The following is a 412-nucleotide window of genomic DNA, read 5'->3' on the forward strand; positions in this document are numbered from 1 at the left end:
CGCCGACGGTGCTGGCGGTGGAGAGTGCGGCGGATACCTACACCTCCGCGTCGGCGCCCACGACGGACTTCGGCACCAGCGGCTCGCTGGCGGTCTACGGCTCACCGGACGCCACGACCGTGCTCCGGTTCCAGGTCCCGGCAGCCCCGCCCGGGCAAACACTGACCGGCGCGATCCTGCGCATACGCACCACCAGCCTGGCCTCCGCCGGCTCCGCCAACACCCTCAACGTCCGCTCGGCAGCCGACTCCTGGTCCGAGACCGGCACCCTCTACGCCAACCGCCCCGCGGTTTCCGGGCCCACCCTCGGGTCCCTGCCCGGCGGCACGGCCGCCAACACGGCCTACGACATCCCCCTGGACACCAGCCTGATGACCGGCTGGACCGGGTCCCGGACCCTGGCCCTGACCGG

The 412-nt window shown here is 73.5% G+C and carries 1 protein-coding gene; it reads left to right on the plus strand.

What is annotated here, in order from left to right; translation table 11 throughout:
* Positions 1-412, plus strand: a 412-nt coding sequence (locus AC1DGD_RS22165) for a CBM96 family carbohydrate-binding protein (RefSeq protein WP_476858287.1), incomplete at both ends; no start/stop codon positions are given.

Source organism: Arthrobacter sp. 05T45 (assembly GCF_056395875.1).